The sequence below is a fragment of the Amycolatopsis sulphurea genome (genome assembly GCF_002564045.1).
Taxonomy (GTDB): Bacteria; Actinomycetota; Actinomycetes; order Mycobacteriales; family Pseudonocardiaceae; genus Amycolatopsis; species Amycolatopsis sulphurea.
In genome coordinates, this window is sequence record NZ_PDJK01000002.1 from 5,271,194 (window position 1) to 5,295,063 (window position 23,870).

18 protein-coding genes and 1 pseudogene are annotated in these 23,870 nt (G+C 70.9%); 10 read left to right on the plus strand and 9 right to left on the minus strand.

The features are described from left to right. Positions 1 to 31: 31 nt before the first annotated feature. Entirely contained in the window at positions 32 to 2,047 is a 2,016-nt protein-coding gene (locus ATK36_RS34055; RefSeq protein WP_245915305.1) for an SWIM zinc finger family protein, read from the minus strand. Positions 2,048 to 2,172: 125 nt separating this feature from the next. Next, entirely contained in the window at positions 2,173 to 3,327 is a 1,155-nt protein-coding gene (locus ATK36_RS30085) for an NAD-dependent epimerase/dehydratase family protein (protein ID WP_098515290.1), read from the minus strand. 180 nt (positions 3,328 to 3,507) lie between these two features. Here ATK36_RS30085 and ATK36_RS30090 point away from each other — a divergent pair, with 180 nt between their 5' ends. After that, the gene (locus ATK36_RS30090) at positions 3,508 to 4,011 is read left to right on the plus strand and encodes a GtrA family protein (protein WP_098514525.1); all 504 of its coding nucleotides are present in this window, start codon (positions 3,508 to 3,510) and stop codon (positions 4,009 to 4,011) included. Here ATK36_RS30090 and ATK36_RS30095 read toward each other — a convergent pair. Both ATK36_RS30095 and ATK36_RS30100 read right to left on the minus strand, forming a co-directional pair. Continuing rightward, complete coding sequence (locus ATK36_RS30095; protein WP_098514526.1) at positions 3,941 to 6,115, minus strand: glycosyltransferase family 2 protein; 2,175 nt, start codon at positions 6,113 to 6,115, stop codon at positions 3,941 to 3,943. The two genes, ATK36_RS30090 and ATK36_RS30095, sit on opposite strands and share 71 nt — an antisense overlap. Next, on the minus strand, positions 6,112 to 7,053 hold the full coding sequence (locus tag ATK36_RS30100) for an NAD-dependent epimerase/dehydratase family protein (protein ID WP_098514527.1): 942 nt from the start codon (positions 7,051 to 7,053) through the stop codon (positions 6,112 to 6,114). Before ATK36_RS30100 ends, ATK36_RS30095 begins: the two co-directional genes overlap by 4 nt. 209 nt (positions 7,054 to 7,262) lie before the next feature. Between ATK36_RS30100 and ATK36_RS30105 the strand changes: the two genes are divergently transcribed. The 3 genes from ATK36_RS30105 to ATK36_RS30115 are packed head-to-tail and all read left to right on the plus strand — an operon-like array spanning position 7,263 to position 9,384. Further along, on the plus strand, positions 7,263 to 7,706 hold the full coding sequence (locus ATK36_RS30105; protein WP_098514528.1) for a transcriptional regulator: 444 nt from the start codon (positions 7,263 to 7,265) through the stop codon (positions 7,704 to 7,706). Next, complete coding sequence (locus ATK36_RS30110; RefSeq protein ID WP_245915306.1) at positions 7,703 to 8,311, plus strand: hypothetical protein; 609 nt, start codon at positions 7,703 to 7,705, stop codon at positions 8,309 to 8,311. Before ATK36_RS30105 ends, ATK36_RS30110 begins: the two co-directional genes overlap by 4 nt. Then, complete coding sequence (locus ATK36_RS30115; protein WP_098514529.1) at positions 8,308 to 9,384, plus strand: hypothetical protein; 1,077 nt, start codon at positions 8,308 to 8,310, stop codon at positions 9,382 to 9,384. The genes ATK36_RS30110 and ATK36_RS30115 overlap by 4 nt, the downstream gene beginning before the upstream one ends. Here ATK36_RS30115 and ATK36_RS30120 read toward each other — a convergent pair. Beyond that, a complete protein-coding gene (locus ATK36_RS30120) occupies positions 9,326 to 9,847 on the minus strand; it encodes a 2'-5' RNA ligase family protein (protein WP_098514530.1) in 522 nt (173 codons plus the stop codon). The two genes, ATK36_RS30115 and ATK36_RS30120, sit on opposite strands and share 59 nt — an antisense overlap. A gap of 952 nt (positions 9,848 to 10,799) precedes the next feature. On the opposite strand from ATK36_RS30120, the gene ATK36_RS32625 reads away from it, so the two are divergent. The 3 genes from ATK36_RS32625 to ATK36_RS30130 all read left to right on the plus strand — a co-directional run bounded on the left by ATK36_RS32625 (position 10,800) and on the right by ATK36_RS30130 (position 13,781). Next, positions 10,800 to 10,961 carry a hypothetical protein gene (locus ATK36_RS32625; RefSeq protein ID WP_170069968.1) on the plus strand — a complete coding sequence of 54 codons (162 nt, stop codon included), beginning with the start codon at positions 10,800 to 10,802 and terminating at the stop codon, positions 10,959 to 10,961. 395 nt (positions 10,962 to 11,356) lie between these two features. Further along, on the plus strand, positions 11,357 to 12,871 hold the full coding sequence (locus ATK36_RS30125) for a CehA/McbA family metallohydrolase (protein WP_098514531.1): 1,515 nt from the start codon (positions 11,357 to 11,359) through the stop codon (positions 12,869 to 12,871). Between the two features lie 79 nt (positions 12,872 to 12,950). Beyond that, the gene (locus tag ATK36_RS30130) at positions 12,951 to 13,781 is read left to right on the plus strand and encodes a hypothetical protein (protein ID WP_245915307.1); all 831 of its coding nucleotides are present in this window, start codon (positions 12,951 to 12,953) and stop codon (positions 13,779 to 13,781) included. A gap of 6 nt (positions 13,782 to 13,787) precedes the next feature. On the opposite strand, the pseudogene ATK36_RS30135 reads toward ATK36_RS30130, so the two are convergent. From ATK36_RS30135 to ATK36_RS30150, 3 genes and pseudogenes are all read right to left on the minus strand, one after another. Further along, positions 13,788 to 14,030, minus strand: a pseudogene (locus tag ATK36_RS30135) (hypothetical protein); the annotation flags it as partial. Positions 14,031 to 14,137: 107 nt separating this feature from the next. Beyond that, positions 14,138 to 14,899, minus strand: coding sequence for a trypsin-like serine peptidase (locus ATK36_RS30140; RefSeq protein WP_387000543.1), 762 nt, complete (start codon positions 14,897 to 14,899; stop codon positions 14,138 to 14,140). 202 nt (positions 14,900 to 15,101) lie between these two features. Next, positions 15,102 to 17,375 (minus strand): transketolase-like TK C-terminal-containing protein, encoded by a 2,274-nt coding sequence (locus tag ATK36_RS30150; protein ID WP_425427413.1) that lies wholly within the window; start codon positions 17,373 to 17,375, stop codon positions 15,102 to 15,104. A 174-nt stretch (positions 17,376 to 17,549) separates the two neighbouring features. On the opposite strand from ATK36_RS30150, the gene ATK36_RS30155 reads away from it, so the two are divergent. Continuing rightward, positions 17,550 to 18,029 carry an Lrp/AsnC family transcriptional regulator gene (locus ATK36_RS30155; protein ID WP_098514536.1) on the plus strand — a complete coding sequence of 160 codons (480 nt, stop codon included), beginning with the start codon at positions 17,550 to 17,552 and terminating at the stop codon, positions 18,027 to 18,029. A 57-nt stretch (positions 18,030 to 18,086) separates the two neighbouring features. Here the strand turns inward: ATK36_RS30155 and ATK36_RS30160 are convergent, their stop codons facing one another. Then, entirely contained in the window at positions 18,087 to 18,380 is a 294-nt protein-coding gene (locus ATK36_RS30160; RefSeq protein WP_098514537.1) for a DUF3040 domain-containing protein, read from the minus strand. 1,289 nt (positions 18,381 to 19,669) lie between these two features. Here ATK36_RS30160 and malQ point away from each other — a divergent pair. Further along, positions 19,670 to 21,646 carry a 4-alpha-glucanotransferase gene (gene malQ / locus ATK36_RS30165; RefSeq protein ID WP_245915308.1) on the plus strand — a complete coding sequence of 659 codons (1,977 nt, stop codon included), beginning with the start codon at positions 19,670 to 19,672 and terminating at the stop codon, positions 21,644 to 21,646. 30 nt (positions 21,647 to 21,676) lie between these two features. Beyond that, entirely contained in the window at positions 21,677 to 23,806 is a 2,130-nt protein-coding gene (glgX, locus tag ATK36_RS30170; protein WP_098514539.1) for a glycogen debranching protein GlgX, read from the plus strand. Positions 23,807 to 23,870 lie beyond the last annotated feature (64 nt).

The window sequence follows — 23,870 nt, forward strand, 5'->3', positions numbered from 1 at the left end:
CGGATCCCCTCGTTTCGGGTGCCGAAGCCGGTCACAGCCGCACCATCCGCCCGTCGCACCAGCAGGTGAGCGGCCGCAGCCCGGCCCCGGTCCACTCGGCCGCGACGGTCACCGGCCCCTCGGCCGCGACGGCGAGCAACGGCCACGGGTCCACCTCGTCCGCGAGCGGCAGTGCTTGTCCGTCCACATCGGACAACGCCAAGCCGTCCGGCAGCCGCGCCGGGGCGACCGCGGTGAGCAGCACCGGCCAGCGTTCGAGCCACGGATCCGCGGCGACCGCGGCGGCGTAACGGGCCAGCATTCCGGCGATGGTGCCTGTGTCCTTTGTGGATGGTTCGGGGGGCTCCGGGTGTGGCGGTGCGGAGTGGGCCGGAGCTGCCGGTCGGTGTGGCGGTGGCGTGCGGTCCGGCGGGGGATGGGGGGTGTCTCGGTCGGTAGGCGGTGTCGTGCCGTGCTCCGGACTTGATCGGTGGGCGGGAGGTGCTGTGGTGCCGGGTTCTGGGGCGCGGGTTGCCGGCGGGGAGGTGGGGCAGGGTGTCGGGGGACCGGCTGGGTGGTCCGGTTGGGCTTCGTCCCGTTCGCCGGACGCGGCGGGTGCCGGGCCCGGTCGTGATTGGTGGTTGTGGTCGCAGATGGGTGTTGGGGTGTCCGGGTGGCTCAGGCTGTGGGTGGTCGGGGGTTCGGGTGCTGGGGCATTCACCGAGGGGTCTGGTCCCGATCGGTCGGCGGGCGCGGTCATGTGGGCGCTCGGGTGGTTCGGGCCGTGGCCGGTGGGGTCGGGTGCGTGGCTACTGGCTGGGCGGTCGTGGCGAGTGGGCGCTGTGGCACCGGTTTCCGGGTGGTTCAGGCCGCAGGTGGTCCGGGATTCGGGCGCGGGAACGGCACGTAGGTCCGGAGTCGGCCGGTCGCCGGTGAGGGTCCTGGTGGGCTCTCGGTGATCTGCCCGGGATCCGGACGGTGGGGCGTCGAGCAGATTCGGCGTCGAGCGGACGGCAGCTGTCCCGTGGAGGCCAGGACCACCGTGGCCGTCCGAGGCCAGGATGCCGGTGAAGGAGACCGCCTCCGCACGCTCGGTGAACACCGCGCGCAACGGGACGGCGCCCGGATGGAAGGCCAGCTCGCCGGCCACCTCGTGGCCCGGGGGCAGGGTGTTGTCCAGCGGACGGCCGGGCGGGGCGAAGGACAGCACCAGCGCGTCACGGCCGGTGTGCCTGCCGCGCAGCCAGGTGCGGCGGGTGCGCAGCGTGTCCTGGTCCTCGTCGGCGGCGCCGGTGATCAGCCACTGGTCGGCCACGCGTTCGCCGGACTCCAGGACCTGGGCGGTGCTCACCGGCAGACCGACCCGGATCCGCACCGTGGCGGCGAGCGGCGCGGGCAGCTCGGCCAGCCGGGTCACCGCGTCCGCGAGCAGGTGCAGCAGGGACAGTTCGGCCAGCAGCCGGTCCGGCCAGCCCCGGCCGCGGCCGACGAGCGCGGCGGCCCGGTGCAGGCCGCTCGCCAGGCCGGGGGCCTGCGCGTCGATCATCCGGGCGGCGACCGTGCGCAACTCCTCGCCACCGCCGCGTTCGAGGCCGGCCAGCCCGGCGGCGACCCGGTCGGTGAGCCAGCCGCGCAGCTCCGCCGCACCGGCGGTGACGCGGGCGAGCCGTTCGCGCGCCCGCTTCTCTGCGGCTTCGGGGTCCTTCGGCGACTCGGCCCGCGCTGCGCGGCCGGCCTTCTCGGCAGGCCAACCGCGCACCCACTCCGCTTCCTCCGCCGCGGGCAGCCGCCCGGCCGCCCACAGCAGCAGCAACGCCAGCACGTGCTTGCAGGGGATCTTCCGGCTCGGGCAGGTGCACCGGAACGCCGGGCCCGCCGGCGCCACCGCGGTCCGGTACGGCGTCTTCCCGCTGCCCTGGCAGGCACCCCACACCACACGCTCGGACGCGCCTGCGCCGGACCACTTCGCGGGCACCGCCAGCCCGCGCGCGGCTTTCGCCGACGCCGGGTCCGGCGCGAGCCCGCGCACCCAGTCCGCGCTCCAGCGCGCCGCCACCTCGTTCGCCACGTTTCCCTTGCCACTCGGTCGTTCACGTCCCTTCCCGGGGCTGACCGGAGAAGCATCGCATCCGGCCCCGACAATTTCGGCGACCGCGCAGGTCGGAAGTGGATCAGCCGTGGATCAAGGATGGATCAGGACTCGACGGCGCCCCGCCAGCGCACACCCGGCAGCAGCCGCTTTTCGTCCACTCGCTGCTTGTTCGCGCCGACCAGGTCGAACATCGACTCGATCAGGGTGTCGGTGAGCAAATGCGGCTGCAGGCCCAGCTCGACCAGCCCGGTGTGCTTGACGTGGTAGTAGTGCTCGGCCTGCTCGACCCGCGGGTTGTCCAGATGCTCGATCTGCACCGGGCCGGGGAAGGTGTTCGCCACGATGTTCGCGATCTGCCTCACCGAGTAGCTCTCCGTCATCTGGTTGAACACCCGGAACTCGCCGCGCTCGGCGGGGTGCTCCACGGCCAGCCGGATGCACTCCACGGTGTCCCGGATGTCGAGCAACCCGCGGGTCTGCCCGCCCTTGCCGTACACCGACAGCGGCTGCCCCAGCACGGCCTGGATGACGAACCGGTTCAGCACCGTGCCGAACACCGCGTCGTAGTCGAACCGGGTCGCCAGCCGCGGGTCGAGCGCGGTCTGCGGGGTCTGCTGGCCGTACACCACGCCCTGGTTCAGATCGGTGGCGCGCAGGTCCCAGATCCGGCAGGCGAACTCGATGTTGTGCGAATCGTGCACCTTCGACAGGTGATAGAACGAGCCCGGCTTCTTCGGATACAGCATCCGGTCGCGGCGGCCGTTGTGCTCGACCTCGAGCCAGCCCTCCTCGATGTCGATGTTCGGCGTGCCGTACTCGCCCATTGTGCCCAGCTTGACCAGGTGGATCGCCGGGTCGATCTCGGCGATCGCGTAAAGCAGGTTGAGGTTGCCCACCACGTTGTTGTGCTGGGTGTAGACGGCATGCTCGCGGTCGATCATCGAATACGGCGCGGACCGCTGTTCGGCGAAATGAACGATCGCGTCGGGCCGGTACTCCCGCACTGTGTCATAGACGAAGCCGGCGTCCAGCAAATCACCCTCGTAGGCGTCGATCCGCTTGCCGGACACCTCCTGCCAGGCCCCGATCCGGGTCGCCAGGTTTTCGATCGGGACGAGACTCTCGGTGCCCAGCTCGACGTCGTAGCGGCGTCGAGCGAAGTTGTCCAGAACGGCCACGTCGTGCCCGCGGTCGGACAAATGCAATGCCGTGGGCCAGCCTAGATACCCGTCGCCACCGAGAACCAGCACACGCATGAAGGAGCCTTTCTTTCGTTTCTGCACCGGGTCCGCCGATTTCACGACGTACCTGATGCTTTGACCGACTTCCGAACCTAATGCCGGGGTGCTGATCGGCGCCTGGCAGCAAGCTGTGAATTCTCTGTGTGACCGGGGGTCGCTCGGCATGTCGTACGGCGCGAGGGGGAGACTGGGGGCATGACGACGGTAACCAGCCCGGCCGAACCACGCACAGCGGAGGATTCGCCGCCGCGGCGCCGGGGCCTGGTGCGGTTCGTTCGCGCGGCGACGAGTTCCGTGGCCGCGACGCTGCTCAGCCAGGTCGCGCTGATCACCGTGCTCGGGGCAGGCGGGGAGCCGCGGCTGGCCAGTGGCGTCGCGTTCGCCGCGGGCGCGGTGCTGAACTACTTCCTCACCCGCCGCTGGGTGTGGGGCCGTCGTGGCCGGCCCGACGTGGCCCACGAGCTGGCGCCTTACGTCGCGGTGATCTCGCTCGGCGGGCTCGCCTCGGTGGGCCTGACCACGCTCACCGGGCACCTGCTCGCGCCGCTCTCGCTGCCGCACTTCTGGTGGGTCGTCGCTCTCGACGCGGCGTACGTGTTCAGCTACGCGGCGGTGTTCGTCGTGAAGTTCACGCTGCTCGATCGCTTCGTTTTCGCCCGCGGCGCAGCACGTACCCCCGCCACCACGTCCCCGTCATGACGCGCGCGTAATTCGCGCCGTACACGAGGCTGCCGCCCTTCTTGCTCTTGCCAGCCTTGCGCAGCCGCATACTCATCGGTCGTTCCAGTACCCGTGCCCCGCGCGCGGTGACGCCCAGCAGCAGCTCCGAGGACTGGTACTGCGGTTCGTTCAAGGGGACCGCAGTGGCGAGTTCCGCGTGCATGCCGCGGAATCCGAACGACGTGTCGGTGATCCGGCGCAGCGTCAGCAGCGAAGCGAGCCACGCGAACACGCGCACCCCGACCCACCGCATGCGGTTGGCGGCTTCTTCGTGGCCGAGCCTGCGCGAGCCGGTCACGAAGTCGGCAGCGTTCTCGATGAGCGGGCGTACGAGCTCCGCCATCTCGCTGTTGTCGTACTGCCCGTCACCGTCGGTGGTCACGATGTACTTCGCGCCGTACTCGGCGGCGAGGTGATAGCCGAGTCGTAACGCCGCGCCCTGCCCCCGGTTGGTCGGTGCGACGCACACGTACGCGCCATGCTTCTCGGCGATGGTCGCCGTGTCGTCTGTACCCCCGTCGACGACCACAAGAACGTCCACGGGCAGCCCCAGGCACGTTTCGGACATGTCGTCGAGGACCTGGCCGATGCCGCCCGCTTCGTTGTACGCAGCGATCACCACGGTCAGCTCGGAAAGCTGCATGCCCGAATGCCGCTGGCGGAAGCGGGCGGCGGCGCGTTCGTCGGTCGCGTCGGGGTAGGCGGCGAGCCGACGCCGGCTCGGCGAGGTGAGCGTGGTGAAGCCGAGCGCACCGGCCATCGGCAGCAGCACTAGCGCGGGCAACTGGTACCTCCAGGAGAACTCGAAGACCGCGCACGCGAAGAGCAGAAACAGCCCGGCGCCAGCGGCGAAGAGCGCTCCGCTGCGCGCGGGGTCGTGCGGCCGTTTCCGGCGCAGCAGAGTGGACAACCCGAGAAGCGCGAAGAAGCCGAGCACCGTCCCGGGTGCGAAACCGCCGTTGAGCTGGTAGTTGCGCAGAACCACCGCGATCGGCTCGTCGACGCTCGGGCCGACGCCGTCGTACTGCGTCGTGTAACCCGAGATCACCGGTGGATCTGCCCACTGTGGATAGGTCAGCTGGAACTGCCACCGTTCGACCTCGACGTCATTGACCGCGTTGGTGCGGGTGAAGCGGAAGCTCTTTGCGAAGTCCCCGATGATCGCCTTCGCGACGTCCCACCACTGCGCCTTGAGCACGGTGACAGCGAACTCGTGCGCGAGCGCCGTCTTGTCCGTACCGGGCGGCAGCGGGCCCGGCCACGCCGGGTCGAGGTCTGCGTGGGTGTAGTCGTCCACGCGGCGGAGGCCGATCTCCTGGGCCGGGCAAAACACCTTTAGCACCAGATCCAGCTTCAGGTTCGGACAGTCGGCCACCGCCGCCGTACGCCCATACAGCATGTCCCCGGACGGGCCGGTCAGTCCCCACTTCCCGGTCTGCGCCTTGACCTCCGCGGCGTAGGGCACGACCACCACGAGCATCGCCAGCAGCCCGATGCCCGCGTTGCGCCAGCCTCGCCACCTACGCCACGCGCGGCCGGCGGCGAGCACGTACAGCAGGAAGGGCGCCGCGAGCGCCACTCCGACCAGCCGCACCAGTACGGCGAACCCGACGATCAGCCCGGCGAGCGCGATCCGCCGCCAGTTCGGCTTGCCTTTCGCCAGCAGCAGCCACAGCAGACCGAGCAGCAGTGCTTCGAAGAGCACCTCGGACATGATGTTCTGCTCGATCTGTACCTGGTAGGCGTCGAGCAGCAGGGGAGCGGCGGCGAGCGCGCTCACCCAGCGACGGGCGCCCAGCCGCCGCGCCAGCGCGTACAGCCCTACTGCGACGGCCATTCCGGCCAGATGCTGTACCGCGGCGACGAAGGCCAGCCCGCCGACCGCGAGCAGCGGGCGCAGCAGGAGGTCGTAGCCGATCGGGTTGAGCTGATCGGCGCGCAGCGCGTGCAGGTTGTCCAGGTATCGGAACGAATCGATGTACAGGATGGCCGGCCGGTAGGCGACCCAGGCCAGCACTCGCAGCGTGGCGCCCAGCGCCAGCAAGACGAGCAGGAACGCGTGGCGGCGGAGGAACCGGCTCACCGGCTGGTGGTCTCCTGGTCCGAGAAGTACTTCCAGGTGGTGGCCAGCCCGTCGGCCAGCGAGGTCTCCGGGCGGTAGCCGATGGTGCCCGCGCTCGCCGAGACGTCGACGATCACCGCGGGCATCTCACCGGCCGGCGCGGGCACGTGTTCGATCGGCAACGCGGCGCCAGTCACCTCGCGCACGGTCTCGATCATCTCCAGCACCGACACCGACCGTCCGGCGCCCACGATCGCGCGGCCGCTGTGACCGCCTTCGTAGGCCAGAACGATCGCGCGCACCACGTCGTCGATGTGGACGAGATCGCGCATCTGCTTGCCGGTCCCGTACACGCGTACGCCTTCGTCGTTGAGCGCGGCGCGCATCATGCGCGGGACGAAGCTGTCCTTGTGGGACATGCCCGGGCCGTACACGTTGGTGAAGCGCAGCGCGCAAGTGGTCATGCCGTACGCGCCGGTGTAGCCGGACAGCAGCATCTCGCACGCCGCCTTCGTTGCTCCGTACGGCGTCAGCGGTCGCGTGGGCAGATCGAGAGTGATGGTCGACGTGCCGACGTCGCCGACGACCGCGTTGGTCGACGCGAGCACGAACCGTGGCACTTCGCGCGTACGGCACAGCTCCAGCAGCTCGTGGGTCACCGCCACGTTTTCGGCGTACGTCTCACGCGGCAGCTCGACGGACTTGAGCACGGAGGTGAGCGCGGCGAGGTGCACGATCCCGCCGGTGCCCTCGGCGATCGCGGCTTCGCGGATCGCCGCGTCCTGCAGATCGCCGGTTACCACGCGTACGCCTTCGTCGGCGGTCTCGTAGCGCACCCGGTCGACGACGGTCACCGGGTAGTCACGCTCCCGGAACGCGGCGACGGTGGCCCGGCCGATGAAGCCGCTGCCACCGGTGACGACTACCGGTGTCCCTTCCGGGCTGTTGGGGTGCACCATGGCGGACAACCTACCGCCGCATCCTGTGCGGCCGGTATGCGAGTCAGCGGGTCCCGCGTGTGAGCACCCCCAGTGATCACACGCGGGACCGGTGTTTAGTTTTCTTGACAGCGCTCGGCAGGAGTGTAGCCGGAACGACACGGGTAGTGTCAAGTTTACGGGACAGTTATGCTGGGTATTGTCGCGGAACAGGGACGGTTGGGGGCGGCATGGCCGGGCAGGACGAGAAGCGCAGCTTCGCGCATCGGCTCGCGCACCTGATCGGCACGGTGCACCCGCCCGACCGCAAGCCTTACTCCTATCGGGAGATCGCCCAGGGCGTCGCGGAGCTGACCGGGGTCACCATGTCGGCCACGCACGTGCAGCAGCTGGCCGTCGGCGCGCGCCGCGATCCGAAGCGCTCGCACATCCAGGCGCTGGCCCGGTTCTTCGGCGTGCCGGTCACGTATTTCTTCGACGACGAGGTCGCCGCGCGCGTCGACGGCCAGGTCGCCGACGTGGTCGCCTGGCGCGACACCGAGGCCCGTGATCTGGCGCAGCGCGCGATGCGGCTCTCCGCGCGGGATCGCGAGACGGTCACCGCGCTGATGGATCAGCTCAACAGCTACGCGTCCGGGCGCGAACGGGCCCGCCGAGGACGTAAACCGGAGTGATCAGGACCGCTATGCTGACGGTCGCCGGTGTGCCCGGAACCCCGTGGTGCCCTCGGCTGGTCCTGCCGCCGATCACTTCGGGAGGGGTCATCGATCCGAGCCTGCGTACGCGTGCCCGCCGGGCAGTGGGGGAGTTGCTGGCCGCTGTGCCGCCGCCGCGGCCGTGGTCGATGAACGCCTGGATCGACCGGCTGGAACGCCACCGTGACCGTGACATCGACCTGCTGGCTGTGGAATACGTGCCGGGACAACCGTCCGGCGCCTGGCAGCGGCACGAGGACTACGACCTGGTCGCGTACGCGGCGGGTACGTCGAGCCTGCACCAGGATCACATCATCGCGCACGAGATCGCGCACCTGCTCTGTGAGCACCGCGGGGACTGCGTGCTGTCCGAGGCCGACGCGGCGCGCGTCGCCCCGGACCTGAGCGCGCACCTGTTGTCGCACCTGCTCACTCGCGTCACGACGGATTCCGACGAATACGAGGCGGAGCTGATGGCTGTCCTGTTGATGAGCGCCGCGACCTCCGACGACGCACCGCTGCGTCCGGGTGCGTCCGGACGGGCGGCCGAACGCGCGCGGCGCTTTGCGTCGGTGCTCGGATGATCGACGCGCTCTTCTTCGGGGTAGGGCTGCTCGCGGTCGCCATCGGGATCTGGCGCGCGGTGCGCGCGCGGCGGACCGGCGCCGGATCCGGTCTGGCGATCTCGCTCATCGCGCTCGGTCTGGCGTTCTGCTTCCTGGCGAACAGCGCGCAGGAGATCGAGAGCCGGCTGTACCCGAGTCTCGGGCGGCTGTTGTCCAATCTCGCGACCATGGTCGCCGCGTACGGCATTTCGGTCACTGTCGCAGAGATCGGTGGTGTGGCGCATCGACGGCGGCGTACACGGTTGATCGTCCTGCTGGTTGCGGTGGTGGTCCTTGCGGGGTCGTTCTTCGCAACCCGTGGGTTGCCGGCCGGTGTGGGACTGTTCGACGAGCTGTACCGCTCGAACCCGACGCTGATCGTGTACATCGTGGTCTACACCTTGTACCTGGGCTACGCGGTGGCGGAAATCGCCGTGGTATCGGTTGGTGCGGTGCGTACGGGGACCGGTGCGTTCCGGGTCGGGCTCGGGTTGGTGTTCGCCGGCTGTCTGGTCGCTTTCGCTTATCTGACCGGGAAGATCGTCGATCTGATTCGCGACGTGGCGGCCGAGCACCCGGTAGCGGCCGTCTGCCGGGGCGCGTTTTCGAGTCTGGACTGTGCGCTTGCGGTGGGGTTCCCGGCGATTGCCGTGCTGCTGCTCGTGATCGGGTTGACGGTGCCCGCGTTCCCGGCCGCGGTCCGGGCGCTGCGTGACTCACGGACGCGTGCGGAGCTGCGCCCGTTGCGTACGCACCTCGCCGAGCGGTACCCGGACGTCGTGCGTCTCGCTGACGTACGCGGGAGTGGACGGGAACGACTGTTGACCATGATGAGTGAAATCAGCGACGGTCTTCTTCTCGCCGGCGTCGGACCGCAGTTGACTCCGGCCGCCGCCGCGCAGGCACTGAGGGACGGCGAAGGCCCCACAGCCGGCGACGCCGACGAAGCCCCTGCGGAGACCGCCTTCGCCGCCGACGTGACGCGGCTGCGGGCTATTGCGCGAGAGTTCCGAGCGGAGCCGACAGCCGGAGCTGCCAGCCCTGCTCGGTGAGCACCACGAGATGCAGCGTCTCGGCACGGTCGGTCACCGGGAGTGCCGCAGCCGCACGTTCGGCGACGGTCGCGCGCTGCTCGTCGGTACCGCCCATCGCGATCGTCAGGTGCACGGGCGGGCGAGGGCCGAACCGTCCGCCGTAGGGCGGCACCTCCGGCCAGCGCGCGCACACCGCGTCGGCCAGCGGCTGCAACGCGGGTGCCGCGGCCGCGACGAACCCCGGTGCAGTCACCACCTCCGCCAGCCGGACCTCGACCGGCTCCTGCGCGCGGGCGAGGGCGCGCACCGCCTCGTCGACCGCGTCGGTCAGGTGCGCGGCGGGCAGAAACGGATACAACGCCGTGACATGCGGCGGCAATCCGGCACGGACGAGCCCCGGCTCGACCTCCGCGGCCAGCGCGAGCAGCTTCGCGGCGGCAGGCAGTTCGACGACGAGGGCGCTGGTTCCGGGAGCAGGCACCCCACGATCTTGCCGGACGGTGAGGATCGGGGGCGTGCGGGGGCGCTTCGGCCGGGTGCGGGGCGGGCCGGGGTGGTTCTGGGACGGTTTCGGGCCGGGGTGGGATGCTCCGAAGCCGAAGCCGAAGCCGAAGCCGAAGCCGAAGCCGAAGCCGAAGCCGAAGCCGAAGCCGAAGCCGAAGCCGAAGCCGAAGCCCCGAGACCGAAGCCCCGAGACCGAAGCCCCGAGACCGAAGCCCCGAGACCGAAGCCCCGAGACCGAAGCCCCGAGACCGAAGCCCCGAGACCGAAGCCCCGAGACCGAAGCCCCGAGACCGAAGCCCCGAGACCGAAGCCCCGAGACCGAAGCCCCGAGACCGAAGCCCCGAGACCGAAGCCCCGAGACCGAAGCCCCGAGACCGAAGCCCCGAGACCGAAGCCCCGAGACCGAAGCCCCGAGACCGAAGCCCCGAGACCGAAGCCCCGAGACCGAAGCCCCGAGACCGAAGCCCCGAGACCGAAGCCCCGAGACCGAAGCCCCGAGACCGAAGCCCCGAGACCGAAGCCCCGAGACCGAAGCCCCGAGACCGAAGCCCCGAGACCGAAGCCCCGAGACCGAAGCCCCGAGACCGAAGCCCCGAGACCGAAGCCCCGAGACCGAAGCCCCGAGACCGAAGCCCCGAGACCGAAGCCCCGAGACCGAAGCCCCGAGACCGAAGCCCCGAGACCGAAGCCCCGAGACCGAAGCCCCGAGACCGAAGCCCCGAGACCGAAGCCCCGAGACCGAAGCCCCGAGACCGAAGCGGCACCCGACCCGTTTCCGCCCCGCCGTCCGCCGGTCACTCCGGCCGGAAAAGATCAGGCAACCCTTTCCCTTTCCCCCGGGAATTCATCGCCCCGAACAATGCGGAGGGCAACCCTAATTCTTTCCCAAGTTCCGCGCGGCCGATTCCCGTGGGTTCTACAATCAGTGAATGAAGATCGTCCTGTGGACCGCATTATGCGGATTGTGTGCCCTCGCCGGCCACGCGCTCCTGGGCGTCATGGCGGCATTTCTGCTCCTGGCCTGCGTGCCGGTCGCGCGTGCGGCCGGGCGGCCGGTGCCGGAAAAGGAATTGATCGGCAATCGCGGCTGATCTTTTCCGGCAATTCCCGCCTGCCGGTCGCCGAGTGTTCACGTGCGCGTCGTTGCGGGGGCCGGAGTGCTCCAGAGTGTCGGCAACGTCGGTGTGAGGGGCCCCGCGCAGACTGCGGAGGTCTGTGAAGGGGCCCTTCACAGACTCAGAGTCCGTGAAGGGCCCCTTCACAGACCCGGGACAGGGCTGGCGCATACCGCGAGGTGGTCGCGCGTCTCGAACACCTCCGCTTCGCCCGCTGCCGGGCGTGATCGACGAAGATGGCAGGTGTTGTCGATGATGACGCGGCCGCCACGGCTCTCTCTGCTGATCACGGGTCCTCGACCAACTTCGCCGGGACCCTGCGGAGTGCTCACCTTAGCGTCGGCGCGTCAGTCGAGTGCGGAGGTGCGCAGATGTCCACTGGGGAACTCAGACGACGCACCATGCTGCGGGCGGGCGGGGTGGCCGCGGCAGGCGTGGCGATGGGCATGCTGCCCGGGGTGGCCTTCGCGGCGCCCGCGCCGGGGGCCGGACCGGAGACCAGGACCGTCACCGGCACCTTCCGTCCCGACGTGCCGGACTGGTACTACCTGCCGGTCGACGTGCCGCGCGGGGTCCGGCAGATCGACGTCGTCTACTCCTACGACCGTCCGTCCGTCCCGCCGGGTGTGCGCGGGAACGCCTGTGACATCGGCATGTTCGGGCCGGAGGGGCACGAGCTGGGCAACGCCCGCGGCTTCCGGGGCTGGTCCGGCGGGTTCCGCGACCGGTTCTCGATCAGTGCCGCGCAGGCCACGCCCGGCTACCTCGCCGGTCCGATCGCCCCCGGCCGCTGGCACGTGATCCTCGGCCCGTACACGGTCGCCCCGCAGGGCATGAACTACCGCGTGGACATCACGCTCACCTTCGGCCGCGACGACGCGAAGCCGTTCCGGCCGAACCCGGCGCCGGAGCGTGCCCCGGCCCGCGAGCGCGGCCGGGCCTGGTATCGCGGCGACTGTCACCTGCACACCGTGCACTCCGACGGCCGGCGTACGCCGGAGCAGCTGGTTGCCGACGCGCGTGCGGCCGGGCTGGACTTCATCGCCTCCACCGACCACAACACCCCGAGCGCACAGCTGATCTGGGGCGACCACGCCACCGACGACCTGCTGATCCTCAACGGCGAGGAGGTCACCACCCGTTCCGGGCACTGGCCCGCGATCGGCCTGCCCGCGGGCACCTGGATCGACTGGCGCTACCGGGCCGCCGACCCCCGCGTCTTCCGGCGGTTCACCGACCAGGTGCACCGGGCGGGCGGCCTGGTCACCGCGGCGCACCCGTTCGCCAACTGCTTTGGCTGCACCTACGAATTCGCTTACGAGATCGCGGATCTCGTCGAGGTGTGGAACGGCCCGTGGACGCCGGACGACGAGGCCGGCGTGACGCACTGGGACGGACTGCTGCGTGGCGGCCGCTGGATCCCGGCGATCGGCGATTCCGACGCGCACAACCCGGACCAGATCGTCGCGCTGCCGCACACCGTGGTGCTGGCCGAGCGGCTGGGCCGGGCCGAGCTGCTCGCCGGGCTCAAGGCGGGCCGTTCGTGGCTGGCCGAATCAAAGGCCGTGCAGCTGGACTTCTCGATCTCCGGGGGCGGCCGGACGGCGGGGATCGGCGAACGGCTGGCGGCGGGCACCGGCACGCCGGTCACCGTGCGGGCGAGCGTGTCCGGGGTACCCGGCACCACGGTGACCTTCCTCGATCAGCTCGGCCCGGAGCACACCGAGACGGTGCCGGATTCCGGCAGCGCCACCGTGACCTGGCAGACCTATCCACGCTACAGCCGGTGGGTGCGGGCCGAGGTGCGGCGTCCTTCCGGCAGCCCGGGCACCAGCACGCCGAACGCGATGGTGGCCATGACGAACCCGGTCTTCCTGGGCGGATGACCGCCCCGCGGTCCCGGCGGAACCGGCACCCGGGCAGACTGGGCGTCGGCGAAGGCGTGGCTGAAGGGCAGGGGCAGGAGTGCGCGGATTCGGCGTGCGGGCGGCGATCGTGGCGGTCGTGGCGGTGCTGGCGGCGGTGGTCGTGGTGGTGGTTGTCTTCCGGGGTAACGAGGTGAAGACCCCGGGATGCACGGTGACCCTCCCCCAAGGACCGTCGGATCAGCAGGCCCCGCAGTACACCCTGCAGCCGCAGCAGATGGACAACGCCGCGGTGATCGCCGCGGTGGCCGGCAAGATGGGCCTGCCGCCGCACGCGGTCACCGTGGGGCTCGCCACCGCGTTGCAGGAATCCAAGCTGCGCAACCTTTCCGGCGGCGATCGTGATTCGGTCGGCCTGTTCCAGCAGCGCCCGAGCCAGGGCTGGGGCAATCCGGACCAGCTGCAGGACCCGGTCTACGCGGCCACCGCGTTCTACAAGAAGCTCGCGAAGCTGTCCGGCTGGCAGACCATGCCGGTGACCGAGGCGGCGCAGGAGGTCCAGCGCTCCGCGGCGCCGGACGCCTATGCCCAGTGGGAGAACGTGGCGGCCGCCGCCGGAGGCGCGCTGACCGGCCAGTACCCGGCCGCGCTGACCTGCCGGAACATCACGGTCGGCGCACCGCAGGTGGACCTGGTCGACACGGCGAACGCCGAGCTGGGCAACGCCCGGCTCAGCGGCGCCCACCCGGCGGAGGAGGGGTGGCGGATCGGCAGCTGGCTGGTGGCCCGCTCCGTCGCATTGGGGGTGGACAAGGTCAGCTTCGCCGGGCAGACCTGGACCGCCGAGTCCGGGGCGTGGGCGGCCGATTCCGGTGCGGGGCAGGATCTTTCCCTGCACCAGGTCCCGGCCGCCGCGGCCGTCTCGCGCTGATCAGCGGGCGAACGTGGCGACCTCCGGGCGCCGGGCCGGAACGAGCACGTGAGCGCCGGCCACGGCGAGCGCGCGGATGGTCTCCAGGCCGATGCCGGAGTAGCCGCCGGTGACCGCTGCGAGCCGGCCGGAGAGATCGAGACCTTCGAGGACTTCGGTGGCGGTGCTCTCGGCGCCGAAGCCGGAGCCGATCGGGTGCTGGGACGTGTGCGTCGGCCCAGGCTGAGGAGACGACCTCGCAAGCGCCAAGACGGGTCGACGTCGACCGGACAGCACCCACAAGTTTCCCCAAGACCACGCCGACCCGCCAGGGCCACGAATAGCCAGGAGCTGGAGTGTGCTCCAGCGCAAGCGGTTCAGGCAGTGGCCTGGGCGTAGAGCTCCTGGATGTCGGTGTCGAAGTAGGCGCTGTAGGAGACGTCCGCGGTGTCGCCGCCTTGCTGGTAGCCGCCGATCACGCCGAGTACGGTGCCGAGCCCGGTCAGCGGGTCCGCGCCGGTGATCCACGGGCCGCCGCTGGTGCCGTCCGGGAAACCCGGGCAGGCGATGCGCTGCTGGTAAGTGTCGGACTGGGCGGTGGTACCGGTGCAGACGACGGGTTCTTCGGTGGCGTCGGGATATCCGGTGAGGGTGACGGTGTGGGAGAAGCCCTGGCCGGTGCCGAGCGTGTTGCCGCCGGTGAGGCTTTCCAGCGTGGCACTGGTGCCGGGCTGGGCGACGGTAAGGAACGCGAAGTCGAGATCCTGGTCGGCGGAATCCTGCCAGCCGGCCGGAATCGTCTCCGAAGTGACGTTCCAGCTGCCGTACGGGGCGGCGCCGTCGCGGTAGCCGGGGACGAAGGTGAGCCCGCTGATGCCGTCGCCGAGGCAATGCGCGGCGGTGAGTACGAGGTCGCCGCCCGGGCTGTGCACGACGCTGGCGGTGCAGAAGTGCTTGCCGCCGGACACCAAGGTGCCCACCGCGCTTCCGGCGGCCTGGGCCGGTGAGGGCGCGGTCTGCGCCACGGCGGCGGTGTTCACCACACCCCCGGGCGCGATGTCGACCGCGGCCGCCGCGGCGCTGCTGGCGATGAGCGCGGCAGCGGCGACGACCACGAGCCCGGTCCGGAAAACCACGATCTTCACCGCTCAAGGTGACCACGCCGCCCGGCCTCGCGCACCTCCGGAGCCAAACGCACAGCAACCTCACAGCGCCGCTGATGCTGTGCTGGGAGGCGGTCGCGGGCTTCACTGACCGCTCCCTCCGGGCTGTGAAGGGGCCCTTCACAGACTCAGAGTCCGTGAAGGGGCCCTTCACGGACTCCCGCCAGGCCCGGTCGGGTCAGCCGGCGACGTCCAGGGCCGCCCGGATGATGCTGTCGGTGTCGATCCCGTGGTGGTGGTAGACGCTGTCCAGGTCGCCCGACTGCCCGAACTGCGTGACCCCGAGGTGCGCCGCGCGGACCCGGTGCACCGTGGCGAGGAACGCGAGCGTGTGCGGATGCCCGTCGAGCACGGTCACCATCGGCGCGCGGCGGTCGGCGGGCAGGGCCGATTCGAGGATCCAGGTGTCCGCGGTGTCCTGTCCCGCCCGTGCCCGCACGGCGCGGAACAGCAGCCCGGGGCTGGTCACGCAGACGACGTCGGCGTGCTTGCCCAGCGCGTCCAGCCGGTCGGCCGCGGTGAGCGCCTCGGTGACCATCGCGCCCATCGTCACCAGCGTGACGTCGGGCCGGGCGACCGGCGCGGTGCGGATCGGGTAGGCGCCCGCGACGACCTGGCGGCGACGGCGTTCCCGCGCGGCCGGATCGTCCGGCACCGCGGCGAGTTTCTGGTCCACCGGGCGGGTGGACAGCCGCAGGTAGGCCGACGTGCCGTCCGGCCGGCCGAGCCGGGCCAGCGACGCGAGCAGCGTCCACTCGACGTCGATCGCGAACGCGGGCTCGTAGGTCACGCACCCGGGCTGCTCCAGCCCGACCGAGGGAGTGGTGACCGACTGGTGCGCGCCGCCTTCCGGCGCGAGCGTGACCCCGGACGGGGTGCCGACGAGGATCGACTGCCCGCCGCCGTAGATCCCGAACGACCACGGCTCCAGCGCCCGCTCGACGAACGGGTCGTAGAGCACCCCGATCGGCAGCAGCGGACGGCCCCAGCGCGACCACGTGGTGCCCAGTTCGCCGAGCGCGCTGACCAGGTTCACCTCGGCGATGCCCAGTTCCAGATGCTGACCGGTGGGCCGCTCGCGCCAGTGCAGGATGGTCTCCGGGTCGTCGGCGAACCAGTCCACCCGCTCCTGCGGCGACCACACGCCGACCTTGTTCACCCAGCCGCCGAGGTTGGTGCTGGAGGAGACGTCCGGGCACAGCGTCACCACGAGTTCCGCGGCCTCCGGTGCTTCGCGGGTCAGATCCAGCAGTGCCCGGCCGAGCGCGGCCTGGGTGGTGGCACGCCCGGTCGGGGTCCGGCCGATGTCCACCGGGATCGTGGGAACCTGTTGTGGCGCAACGGTTTCCCGCTGCAGCCGGTGGGCCGTCTCGGCGCACAGCCGGGCGGCCGCGGAGCCGTCGGGGAACTTCTGCCACGGGTGGTCCGGCGCGGCGCCGACACGGCCGGCCAGTTCGCCGATCTGCTCGGCGGTGAGCAGGGACGAGTGGTTCTGCGGGTGGCCCTCGCTGGCGAGACCGAATCCCTTGACGGTGTAAGCGAAAACGACGGTCGGACGGCTGTCGTCGATGGCATCGAACGCGTCCAGCAGGGCCGGCAGGTCGTGCCCGCCGAGGTTGCGGATGGCCGCGTGCAGGGTTTCGTCGTCGAGGGTGTCCAGCAGCGGCGCCAGCTCCGGGGAGCCGAGCCGTTCCCGCAGCTGCGCCGGCGTGCAGCGCAGTAACCGCTGGTACTCCGGGTTCGGCATCTCGTCGATGCGCCGCCGCAGGGCCTCGCCGCCCGGACGGGCGAACAGCTCCTGCAGCAGTCGGCCGTACTTCACGGTGAGCACCTGCCAGCCGGCCGCGGCGAACATGCCCTGCAGCCGGGTAGCGCCGATGTTGGGCACGACGCGGTCGAGCGACTGGCGGTTGAGGTCGACGATCCACACGACCTCGCCCAGCTCCGCCACCGTGGGATCGAGGATCGCCTCCCAGCAGGCGCCTTCGTCGAGTTCGGCGTCGCCGACGAGCGAATACTGCCGCCCGGTGCCCGCGCCGCCGCCGTGCGACTCGACGTACCGGCGCGCGAGCGCGCCCCAGAGCGGCGCGGTGGCTCCGATGCCGACCGAGCCGGTGGAGTAGTCGACCTGGTCCGGGTCCTTCGACCGGGACGGATAGCTTTGCAGCCCGCCGAATTCCCGCAGCGAGGTCAGGTACTTCTCGTCGAGATCGCCGAGCAGGTAGTTGATCGCGTGCAGCACCGGCGAGGCATGCGGTTTCACCGACACCCGATCCTGCTCGCGCAGCCGGGCGAACCACAGCGCCGTCATGATCGAGACCATCGAGGCGCTGGACGCCTGATGCCCACCGACCTTGAGCCCGGTCGGGTTCGGCCGCACCCGGTTGGCGTGGTCGATGATCGCGGTGGACAGCCAGAGCACGCGGTCGGCCACCTCGCGCAGGACGTCCACGGTGTCGTTCTCCCGGATGCGGCCGGGGGTGGTGCTGGTCACGTCGACGGAACCTCTCTTGGGCGGAACGTTCGCACCAGTCCACCAGGTGTGGTTAGACTGCTCAACCAACCCCGGACGGATTGAGCACAACGCCCAAACCGGAGTCATGCGGCTCGGAGAGGACTGCGCACCATGCCCAGTGCCCGGCGGCTCGACGCCACCGACGCCCGGATCCTGCTCGCGCTCGGCCGTACCCCGCGGGCCACCGCCGTGGCGCTCGCCGAGGAACTGGGCCTTTCCCGCAACACCGTGCAGAGCCGGCTGGCCCGGCTGGAACAGGGCGACGTGCTGCGCTCGCCCGAACACCGGATCGACCCGGCCACGCTCGGGTACCCGCTGTCGGCGTTCGTCACGGTGCAGGTCACCCAGCGGATGCTGGACGAGGTGGGGCGCTCGCTCGCCGCCGTGCCGGAAGTACTGCAGGTGCACGGGCTGACCGGCCCACAGGACCTGCTGGTGCACGTGGTCGCCACCGACGCCGAGGACCTGTACCGGATCGCCGGGCAGATGCTGGAGATCCCGGGCGTCGAGCGCACCAGCAACGCGCTGGTGATGCGCGAGATGGTGCCTTACCGGCTCACCCCGCTGCTCGAACGCGCCGCCAGGGACTGAGCCGGGGCCGCCCGGTCGGGCTTGCTCGGTCAGGACCGTTTGGTCAGCGTCGGTTGGTCAGGGGTGTTCGCCGGGATCGTCCTCGCGGGTGCGGGGGGTCAGGATGCGGTGTGCCCAGACCAGGCCCGGCGCCGCGGCCAGGCCCCACAGGAACAGGCCGGTCTCCCCGGTGACGAGCCCGAGGATGATCATCAGCAGGGTGGTGAAGTCGGCCAGGATCAGGGTGATCAGGCGGAGCCGGGACCGCATGGGTGGCGCGCCCTGGCTCAGCACTGCCGCGAACGCGGGGTCGCTCGCGGCCAGTTCCTCTTCGATCTTCCGCAGCGCGCTGCGGTCGCGATGGGGCAGCATGACCCCCTCCTCGGGCGGGACGGGCCGGTGATCGCACCTCCTTAGTGGAGTACCCGGGCAGGGGTGCCGTCAAGCCTCGGTTTTGCCGGAATAATCGCGAATTCGCGTGCGCGGCGGGGGATGGGGCGGTTGCCGGGGTCCGGCGTGCGGCCTGCCCGTGGTGTGCCGGGCCGGTGGTGTGGTGGGAAAGAAACCGCCTGTGCGGGAAGGGGGTGGTGGGTGGTGCTTCGGGTAGGTGGCCGGGGAGGGGCTTGCGGGGCCGGGTGACGGGCTCACGGGCCGGGGTGGGCCGGTTGGGAGGGTGCGCCGGGGCTCCGGGTTTGGGGTAGTCGACCCGGGCGGGTCGGCCGGGGAGGGCGGTCGGTTGTGGGGCTGGGGCGGGTTTGTGTGGGTGGTGTGTGGTCGGGTGTGGCCTGGGTGGGGATGCCTGTGGCGGCGGTCGGTTGTGGGGACTGGAGCGGGCTCGTGCGAGTTGTGTGCGGTCGGGTGGGGAGGCGGGCTTCTGGCGCTCGCGTGTGGGACCGTCGTTCGGGGCAGGGTATGCGGCCGAACTGGCCTGCGCGGGCGGTGACGCTCGGCCCGGCCGGGGCTCGGGGAGGGCGTGTCTCTGAAGGCTGTGAAGGGGCCCTTCACAGCACTTACCTTCGTGCGTGGTGGGGTCCGAGCGTGCGGGTTTGCGGCGTCGTGGAGCTTGCCGGGGCTGGAACGCGTGGGGTGGGCGGATTCCGGGGCGTGAGTGTGCGGTGCGGTTGTCGGGCGTGGTGGGGTAGGGGTTTTTCGGGCGGTCGTCGGGCTCGCCGGGTCGGGAGCGTGGGGCTGGGGCTGGGGCTGGGGCTGGGGCGCCGCGGGGCCGTCGGGCCGGAGCGTGTGGTGCCGTGTGGACGCTCGGTTCGGCAGGCCGTGGCGGCGGGGTGCACGGCCGGGTCGCCCGACGTGACTCGTCGGTGGTATGCGGGAGGATTGCCCCGGAATGGCGACGCGGTCGCCGGGCGCTCCGGACTGTCCACTGAGGACGAATGCGGCCGGGTGGGAAACATGCGCGGCCGGGCATGCGGAGGCGCCTCCTGTCGGCTCCTCTACCGGCGCCGGGCGCGCACGCCCACCCGAAAACGGGAAACCAACTCAAAAGAGTGAAGTCCGCCGCCACGCGTCATTTTCGGGGCGAGGGGCCCTCTGTCGGTGTGGGCGGTGACCGGCCGGCACGCCCCCCGACCGGCCGGTCGCCGCTTCGCCTTCGCGATGCGGCGGGGCGAATGGCGGGCAGGCCCCGTGGCCGGGAGACTGGACCGGTGCAGAGCCCCGCTCCCGGACCCCCGAACCCGCTCGTATCCCCGGAACTGGCCGAACTCGCCGCCGCGCACGGGGTGGCCACCCGATACGAGAACTCCGACCAGATCGAGGTGGCCGTCGAAGCCGACGTGGTGGTCGCCGTGCTCGCGCAGCTGGACGTGGACGCCGCGACGCCGGAGGCGCTTCGGCGGGAGCTGGCCGCGGTGCGGCGGGCGCGTGCGCGAGGCGGTCTGCCGGACACGCTGATCGTCCGTGCCGGGCGGGCGCGTGAGCTGGGCGTGCCCGCCACCGTGGAGCTGGAGGACGGGACGAGCCGTGACGTCGGTACCACGGTGCCGGCCGACCTGCCGCTGGGCTGGCACGAGGTGGTGACCGCGGACCGGCGGATCCCGCTGGCGGTGGTCCCGGACCGGCTGCCCGCGGTGCCCCCGGCGTGGGGCTGGATGCTGCAGCTCTACGCCCTGCACTCGCCGCAGTCCTGGGGCATGGGCGACTTCGGCGACCTCGCCGTGATGGCCACCCGGTCGGCCGCGGAACTCGGCGCGGGTGTGCTGCTGGTCAACCCGGTGCAGGCGATCGCCCCGGCGCATCCGGTGGAGCGCTCGCCGTATTCGCCGTCCAGCCGCCGGTACGCGAACCCGCTGTACCTGCGCGTCACCGACACAGCGGCGTACGCGCGGGCCGACACGGAGACCCGCGCGAAGCTGCGTGGTCCGGCCGCAGGCGAAGGCCTGATCGACTACGACGCGGTCTGGACGGCCAAACGCGCGGCGCTTGAGCTGCTCCGGCCGTTCCACCCGCACCCGATCGTCCTCGACGACGACCTGCGCGAGTTCGCGACGTTCTGCGCGCTCGCCGAGGTACACGGCCACGACTGGCGGGAGTGGCCGGAGCCGCTGCGCGATCCGGGCAGTGCCGAGGTCGCCGCGGCGCGAAGGGAGCTGGCAGGGCGGATCGAGTTCCACGGCTGGCTGCAGCAGCTCTGCCACGAGCAGCTCGACGCCGCGCGCCGCGCCGCGCGTGAGGCCGGGATGCCGGTGGGCGTGGTGCACGACCTGCCGGTCGGCGTCCATCCCGGCGGCGCGGACACCTGGGCCGACCGCGACGTGTTCGCCCCGGGTGTGCGTGTCGGCGCGCCACCGGACGCGTTCAACCAGCAGGGCCAGGACTGGAATCTGCCGCCGTGGCGGCCGGACCGGCTCGCCAGGGCCGGGTACCGGCCGTTCCGCGACGTCGTACGCGGGGTGCTGCAGCATGCCGACGGCATCCGCGTGGACCACGTTGCCGGGATGTGGCGGCTGTGGTGGATCCCGCCCGGCGAACCGGCCGGCCGAGGGACGTACGTGCACTACGACGCCGAAGCGATGCTCGGCGTGCTGGCGCTGGAAGCACACCGCGCCGGGGCTGTGGTGGTGGGCGAGGACCTCGGCACCGTCGAAGACGTCGTCACCGAGACCATGCACGAGCGGGGGCTGCTCAGCTCTGCGGTGCTGTGGTTCCAGCGCGACTGGGACGCCCCGGACCAGCCGTTCGTCCGGCCGGAGAAGTGGGATCCCGCCGCGATGGCGAGCATCTCCACGCACGACCTGCCGACAGTCTCCGGCTGGCTCGCCGCGGAGCACGTACGCGTGCGCTCCGAGCTGGGCCTGCTTACCCGCACCAGCGAAGAAGAATACGCCGCTGCTGAAGAGGAGCGGCGTACGCTGCTCGAACTCGTTGCCCGCGAAGGAATCCCGGGCGACGACCCGGTACTCGCCCTGCATGCGCTGCTGGCGTCGGCGGCTTCGCGGCTGGTGCTCACCTCGCCCGCCGACGTGGTCGGCGAGCGGCGTCAGCCGAACCTGCCCGGCACCGTGGACGAGTACCCCAACTGGCGGATTCCCCTGCCCGTCACCATCGACGAGTTCTTCGCCGACCCGCGCGTGCGGGGGGCGATTGCCCCGCTCGCCGCAGCCCGTCCGTTGCCCAGCAGCTGAAGCCCGACCCGAAGTCCCGAAGGAGTGCCCGTGCGGCCCTGGCCCGGAAAGCCCTACCCCCTCGGCGCCACCTACGACGGCGTGGGGACCAACTTCGCGTTGTTCTCCGAGGTCGCCGAGTACGTGGAGCTGTGCCTGTTCGACGAGCAGGGCACCGAGACCCGGATCCGGCTGGAGGAGGTCGACGGGTTCGTGCACCACGGCTACCTGCTCGCCGTCGGACACGGGCAACGGTACGGGTTCCGCGTACACGGCCCGTACGAACCCGCGAAGGGCTTGCGCTGCAACCCGAACAAGCTGTTGATCGACCCGTACGCGAAGGCGCTCTCGCGTGGGATCGACTGGAGTGAGGCGTTGTTCAGCTACCGGTTCGACGACCCGGAGCAGCGCAACGACGACGACTCCGCGGGCTACGTGCCGTACTCGCTCGTGGTGAGCCCGTTCTTCGACTGGGGCAACGACCGTGCGCCGCGCACGCCGTACCACGAGACGGTCATCTACGAGATGCATGTACGCGGGATGACGATGACGCACCCTTTCGTCCCCGAGCGGCTACGTGGTACGTACGCGGGGCTGGCGCACCCGGCCGTCGTGGAGCACCTGCAGAAGCTGGGCGTGACTGCGGTGGAGCTGATGCCGGTGCACCAGTTCGTCACCGACCACGCTCTCGACGGGCGGGGGCTGCGCAACTACTGGGGCTACAACACGATCGGCTACTTCGCGCCGCACAACGCGTACACCGCCATGCCCGGGCAGGGCGGTCAGGTACCGGAGTTCAAGGGCATGGTGCGCGCCCTGCACGAAGCCGGCATCGAGGTGATCCTCGACGTGGTGTACAACCACACCGCGGAGGGCAACCAGCTCGGCCCGACGCTGTCCATGCGCGGGATCGACAACGAGGCCTACTACCGGCTGGTGGAGGACGATCCGCAGTACTACATGGACTACACCGGCACCGGGAACTCGCTGAACGTGCGCAACCCGCACACCCTGCAGCTGATCATGGACTCGCTGCGCTACTGGGTCACCGAGATGCACGTGGACGGTTTCCGGTTCGACCTCGCCTCCGCGCTGGCCCGGGAGTTCTACGACGTGGACCGGCTGTCCACCTTCTTCGACCTGGTGCAGCAGGACCCGATCGTGAGCCAGGTCAAGCTGATCGCCGAGCCCTGGGACGTCGGGCCGGGCGGCTACCAGGTGGGCAACTTCCCGCCGGGCTGGACCGAGTGGAACGGGCAGTACCGCGACACGGTGCGGGACTTCTGGCGCGGGGAACCGTCCACTTTGGGCGAGTTCGCCTCCCGGATCAGCGGCTCCTCGGACCTGTACCAGGACGACGGGCGGCGCCCGTTCGCCTCGATCAACTTCGTCACCGCGCACGACGGGTTCACCCTGGCGGATCTGGTCTCCTACAACGAAAAGCACAACGAGGCCAACGGTGAGGGCAACCGCGACGGCGCGGACGACAACCGCTCGTGGAACTGCGGAGTGGAAGGTCCCACCGAGGACGCCGCGGTGCTGCAGCTGCGCGCCCGCCAGCGCCGCAACCTGCTGGCCACGCTGCTGCTCTCCCAGGGCGTGCCGATGCTGCTGCACGGTGACGAGATGGGCCGCACCCAGGAGGGCAACAACAACGTCTACTGCCAGGACAGCGAACTGTCCTGGATGGACTGGGGCCAGGTCACCGAGAACGCCGATCTGGTCGCCTTCACCGCCGCGCTGACCGCTTTCCGCAAGGCGCATCCGGTGTTCCGGCGCCGCCGGTTCTTCCAGGGCAAGCCGGTGCGCACCGGCGCGGAACTCGGCGACATCGCCTGGTTCACCCCGGCGGGCGTGGAGATGACCGAGCAGAACTGGGACGACGGCTTCGGCAAGTCGATGGTGATCTTCCTCAATGGCGAGGGCATCCCGGACCTGGATCCGCGCGGGATGCCGGTGTCCGACGATTCGTTCCTGCTGGCGTTCAACGCCTACTGGGAGGATCTCGCGGTGACCCTGCCGGGCAACGGCTACGGTCGCGAGTGGACGGTCGTGCTGGACACCGCCACCGGCGAGGTCGGCCGCACCGGCGCGGAACCGGTCGAGGGCGGCGGCAAGTTCACGCTGGCGGCGCGTTCGCTCGTGGTGCTGCAGCGGACGGCTCGGGAGGAGGACGTATGAGTACACAATCGCGTCAGCTTGCTCGTGCGGCCGACTGGGTGCGGGTATCCCGCAAGGCACAGGG

Bases quoted from the DNA above. Each gene is read 5' to 3' on its own strand.
- ATK36_RS30160 (WP_098514537.1), bottom strand. From the start codon at position 18,380: ATGCTGCCCCATCGCGACCGCAGCGCGCTGCGGAAGATCGAAGAGGAA.
- ATK36_RS30105 (WP_098514528.1), top strand. From the start codon at position 7,263: ATGGCCGGGCAGGACGAGAAGCGCAGCTTCGCGCATCGGCTCGCGCAC.
- ATK36_RS30155 (WP_098514536.1), top strand. From the start codon at position 17,550: ATGCCCAGTGCCCGGCGGCTCGACGCCACCGACGCCCGGATCCTGCTC.
- ATK36_RS30115 (WP_098514529.1), top strand. From the start codon at position 8,308: ATGATCGACGCGCTCTTCTTCGGGGTAGGGCTGCTCGCGGTCGCCATC.
- ATK36_RS30090 (WP_098514525.1), top strand. From the start codon at position 3,508: ATGACGACGGTAACCAGCCCGGCCGAACCACGCACAGCGGAGGATTCG.
- ATK36_RS32625 (WP_170069968.1), top strand. From the start codon at position 10,800: ATGAAGATCGTCCTGTGGACCGCATTATGCGGATTGTGTGCCCTCGCC.
- ATK36_RS30125 (WP_098514531.1), top strand. From the start codon at position 11,357: ATGTCCACTGGGGAACTCAGACGACGCACCATGCTGCGGGCGGGCGGG.
- ATK36_RS30085 (WP_098515290.1), bottom strand. From the start codon at position 3,327: ATGCGTGTGCTGGTTCTCGGTGGCGACGGGTATCTAGGCTGGCCCACG.
- ATK36_RS30100 (WP_098514527.1), bottom strand. From the start codon at position 7,053: ATGGTGCACCCCAACAGCCCGGAAGGGACACCGGTAGTCGTCACCGGT.